This window comes from Brochothrix sp., assembly GCF_017549435.1.
Taxonomy (GTDB): Bacteria; Bacillota; Bacilli; order Lactobacillales; family Listeriaceae; genus Brochothrix; species Brochothrix thermosphacta.
Window position 1 is genome coordinate 1 of record NZ_JAFYUW010000015.1, and the last position, 4,660, is coordinate 4,660.

Here is a 4,660-nt window from a genome sequence, read left to right on the forward strand (position 1 = left end):
TGTTCAACCTGTTAAGTATAGCAAATTTCGAGCATAAGGGACAGTCGCTACTATCTATAATCTAACTGTAATTTCGTAATAGCTTATTAATTTGTTAGCTAAAAGCACTTTATTTGGTTACAAAAGAAACGCTCTCGTTCTGAAACAATCATTTGGAAGATAAACATAATTTAATAAAGTATTTCACCTATTTATTTTATAAAACAAACCGCGGTGTTATTTTTACCGGGTATTATAAAAACACTATTTTTGAATCGAAGGTTTTCTATATTTTATAGAGACTCTTTTAAGTGCAATTTATCGAAAATAACAGCTCTTTCACGTACGAAAACTCCCGCAAAATGAGCGGGAGCTTCTGTGTTATTTACTTAAATCTAAATGCAACGTTACTTCTGCACCTGTCACGGATTTCCCATGATGCCAGTTTGTTTCTATTTGAAGTTTTGCTTGTAGCAATGGCCATGGCAAACGGTCTCTACCGTTATCAAAGAACTCGCGAAAAATATCTCTGATTAAATCTAAAATATCTTCACGCTTTTCAGCATAATCATAACAGGTGAATACAATATAAGCTGAGCGATTTTCTGCAAGAAAATTGTGGTCTTCCTGTTTATCCAGAACCACAAACGGATACTGATATTCCTCTATCGGGAAAGTCACTTGCACATCATGCCCTCGTTGCTGTATCCGGCTCTTAATATCTTCATAAACGCTTTGTAATACGTGTAATTGCGTCATTTAAGCTAGCTCCCTTCAGTTGTTTTAACGTGATACAACTAAAGTATAAACAAAGGAATGGCGTTTTGTAAAAACAGGAAAAAAGCAATTTGTCCCTTATTATAAAGCCATATTCGTATTATGGGGATGTGAATGATTAGCTTAAGTTACGAATCTGTTGCGAGAGTTCTTTAAAGGCTTTATCCAAATCATCATAACTCGAATCTTTTGGCGTCAATAAACTAAGTTGCCCCAAAATATGTTGGCGTTCATTCTCTAAAAGTAGCCGTTTGGTATCATTATCCTCGCCTGTGACTTGTTTTTCTAGCGGCTGTCCTATTTTTTTATCTTTAAGTAGTAATACTCTATCTGTAACTTTTTCGATGAAATAACGATCGTGTGACACAACGATTAACGTACCCGTAAAGGCAGCCAAAGTGACTTCCAATTGCTCGCGAGAAGGTAAATCTAAATGATTGGTGGGTTCATCTAATACAAGGACATTAGTTCCTTCAATGATATAGCGCATCAACTTACACTTAACTCTTTCCCCCATGCTCATTTCACTAATTGGATTGAACCATTGCTGCGCTTGAAAGCCTAGTTGTTTAAATAGATGACGAATACCTGCTATTTCAGAGCGATTATCAGGCGTGAATAACTTTTCAGGGCTTTTATCTAACGGCAAATCAAATACTTCTTGTGTTAAATAACCTATTTTAGCTGCAGGTGAACGCCAAACGCTTCCACTTGTGGGTGTTTCCCCCATAATAATATTTAACAAAGTTGTTTTTCCCGCACCGTTGGCTCCCGTTAAAGCTATTTTTTCCCCCTGCTGGATAGTGAAACTGACCGCTTCAAAAAGTGTCTCTTGCTGATATTTTTTAGTGATACCTTGAAGTTCCAAGATGCGACGACCTTGTTTCGGCTGATTTTTCAGAGTAAAGGTAACTGCCTCTTCTTGTGTTATCGGGGCAAGGTCCGCTTTATCAATTTCTTTTTGTAATCGTTTTTGTTTCGATTTAACTTGTGTATCCATCCGTTTCGCTTTACCACGGTAATATTCTTTAAAGCCTTCTTGTTTCGTTGATTGTGCATGGGCTTCACTTGACCATGATTGTAAGGTGTTCATTTGGTTGGATACGCGTTTGATTTCTTTTTTTTGTTTATCAAAAGCCCGCGCTTGTTCTTTTTCGCGGTTTTCACGAACAGACTGATAATGCGAATAATTACCCATCTGTTCAATAATTTGCTGAGATTCAATTGACCAAATTTTCGTCGCAACAGCATCGATAAAATAGCGATCATGGGATACCAGTACAACTGTACCCGTATAGCTTTTTATTTGTTCAATTAGGAACGCCGTGCTGTCTTTATCTAAGTGGTTGGTCGGTTCATCCAACAATAACAAACCATGTGGCTGCGCAAAGCCGAAAGCGAGACGTCGTTTGAGTTTCTCTCCACCACTTAATTTTTCATAGGGTAGATTTGGGACCTGCCATTGTGATAATAATTGTGCTTCTTTTGTTGAAACCATTTTATCTTCAACAAATGTTGCTGCTTCTTGAGCAACTAATAGTGGTTTAATTTGCGTATCAAACCACTGAATATGACCCGTACTTGGTAGTAAATCCTCTGTCATCAAACGCATTAAGGTCGATTTTCCTGCTCCATTTCGACCAATAATTGCTAAACATTCACCTTGTTGAATACCGATGTGTTCCGCTTTAAATAATAAATCCTCTTTAAATGTAACTGTGATGTTATTCATTTTCATTAATTCTTTCATGTAATCATCCTCTCGCGAAGGGAGAAAAAAATCCCTCCATCATATTAATGGAAGGATTAGTATATATGCCGCACTAAATAAACGTATACGTTATTTTTAGAGAAAATGGGCAGACTAATCCTATTGGTATCATTTGAAAAATTCAGTTCAAACGTTTACAACAAGATTATATTTTCATCGGCCACCCATCGTCCCTTCTGTTTTTAAGTTACTAAAATTATAACATGGCAATGAAAACTTAGCAAAAATGCTTTTTTAGCCATTCGATTTATTTTACAAATCAGCGCTTTACATAATCTTAACATAACCTTTAAGTAGACTTCACCATTTAAAAATATATTTACTTTAAGATAAAGACATCACATCTTAAAGGAGCTACTATGAAAAAAATCACACAGCTTAGTATTGTCATCTTACTATTAATTTTCGCTTTCCTTCCCTTTAAAACAGTCGCAGCTGAGGCATCATTATCGCCGACTGTTGTCTACGATGTACCAATCTCAAGCCTTCACCCCACTCAAGCAGGTATCGGAAAAATTCAAATTTCCTATAAATTGACTGAGTATCTCGCCAATGATGCTGCTTTAACAGCCAGTTTCTTTGAAGATTTTAATGAAGACAATGGTTATATCAAAGGCAACTATTTAACTGCTGATACACAAACCCCAAAGCAAGATAAAAATCTTTTGAAAACAGTTAATATGCGTGAAGAATTAGGGGCACTCGTCAACCCAGCGCTTGGAAGTTTATCTGTCCAAGTTGTGATTGGACCCCATAAAGAATATTATGCTATCGATGGTCATCATGGCTCAAATACAAATCAACTCATTAAAGAGATGACCGGACTGGGCTATGATAAAATTAATGTCGCAGTAATTGCAGACTATAGTGATTTAGATGAAAAAACTTTTTGGCAAACGATGTTAGCACAAAAGTATATGTATCCGAAAGCTTATAATGTAGCCACACATCAGTACGAAACAATTTCAGGCTTGAAATTGCCAAAACAAATGAATAATCAATTGTTTGTGAATGATCCTTTCCGCGGTTTGAACTACTTCTGGCGCTCAACTGCAATCAATAAAGATACTATTTCTGTTCCTTTTGCTGAGTTTTATTGGGGCGAGTTCATGTCACGCACACATGAATTTGATGATTTGAATTTTCAAACACCTGATGATTATCAAACAGCTTTTGAACGAGGCAATGCTATTTTCGAAAAACTGATTGCTGGCGATGCTAAATACACATACCTGTTCAGTGAAGTTGTTACGAAACAGTATGGCATAACAGCTAACCAAATTGGCTTACAAGACAGCTACAGTGCAGCTAAATTAGCTAAACAGCAAGATAAACTCGATACAGCAAAAGCATATATGTTCTCACATCCAAATTTAACAACATCAAATCAAGCTGTTTTTGACGGCAATACACCTGTAGAGCCACCTACATCAGAAGATTCATCTACTGATGATAATACGAGCACCTCTAACGACGAAACAAGTTCAACAGATAGTGCTGATAGCTCTTCTTCTAGTGAATCAGATACATCTGGAAGTGATACAAACTCTTCTGATACTGCAACAAGTTCAACTAATGGTGAGAATAGCTCTTCATCTAAGTCAAAAAAAAATTCATCTGAACGTGAAACGAGTTCTTCTACAGATGCTGCTATTTCACCAGTAGAACAAACACATTCTTCAGATAAAACAGCTACAACACAAATTGCTGATTCTACACTACCACACACGGGAGATAGTCCCATCCATTTTTGGTTAATCCTATTAGGTGCTGCTTGTGTGATTACTGCGGGTATTAAATTTTATCGCTTAAAAGAGTAACTTAATCACGCGCAAATAAAAAAGCCAACAAGCTGGCGTTTAACTGTCAGTCTGTCGGCTTTTTATTATGTCTTTAATCCTAAATGTAAAATAGGATATGGTTTACCACCGTCATCTCTTTCGTCTCGCGAAAGGACTTCAAAGTGTTGTTTAAGATAAAATCTAACTGCAGCAGCATTTTGTTCATTAACATCCACTGACTTAATCGCGAAATCAGAAAATAAGTGAGCCATGATAGAACGCCCGTATCCTTGTCCGATGTATGGGGGTGCTATAAAAAACATTTCTAATTTTTGATTAGCTATCGCTGAAA

4 protein-coding genes are annotated in these 4,660 nt (G+C 36.6%); 1 reads left to right on the top strand and 3 read right to left on the bottom strand.

What is annotated here, in order from left to right; all coding sequences use genetic code 11:
- Nucleotides 1-360: 360 nt before the first annotated feature.
- Nucleotides 361-738, bottom strand: a complete 378-nt coding sequence (locus IKV95_RS00885; RefSeq protein WP_069125588.1) for a hypothetical protein — start codon at nucleotides 736-738, stop codon at nucleotides 361-363.
- 136 nt (nucleotides 739-874) lie between these two features.
- Nucleotides 875-2,506, bottom strand: a complete 1,632-nt coding sequence (gene abc-f, locus IKV95_RS00890; RefSeq protein WP_287451311.1) for a ribosomal protection-like ABC-F family protein — start codon at nucleotides 2,504-2,506, stop codon at nucleotides 875-877.
- A 380-nt stretch (nucleotides 2,507-2,886) separates the two neighbouring features.
- Between abc-f and IKV95_RS00895 the strand changes: the two genes are divergently transcribed.
- Nucleotides 2,887-4,347: a ParB/Srx family N-terminal domain-containing protein gene (locus IKV95_RS00895; protein ID WP_287451312.1), complete on the top strand. Its 1,461-nt coding sequence runs from the start codon at nucleotides 2,887-2,889 to the stop codon at nucleotides 4,345-4,347.
- A 65-nt stretch (nucleotides 4,348-4,412) separates the two neighbouring features.
- Here the strand turns inward: IKV95_RS00895 and IKV95_RS00900 are convergent.
- Nucleotides 4,413-4,660 (bottom strand): GNAT family N-acetyltransferase (locus IKV95_RS00900; protein WP_287451313.1); only part of this gene is annotated, 248 nt, incomplete at its 5' end.

Coding starts and splice junctions, on each gene's coding strand:
- IKV95_RS00895 (WP_287451312.1), top strand. CDS start 2,887: ATGAAAAAAATCACACAGCTTAGTATTGTCATCTTACTATTAATTTTC.
- abc-f (WP_287451311.1), bottom strand. CDS start 2,506: ATGAAAGAATTAATGAAAATGAATAACATCACAGTTACATTTAAAGAG.
- IKV95_RS00885 (WP_069125588.1), bottom strand. CDS start 738: ATGACGCAATTACACGTATTACAAAGCGTTTATGAAGATATTAAGAGC.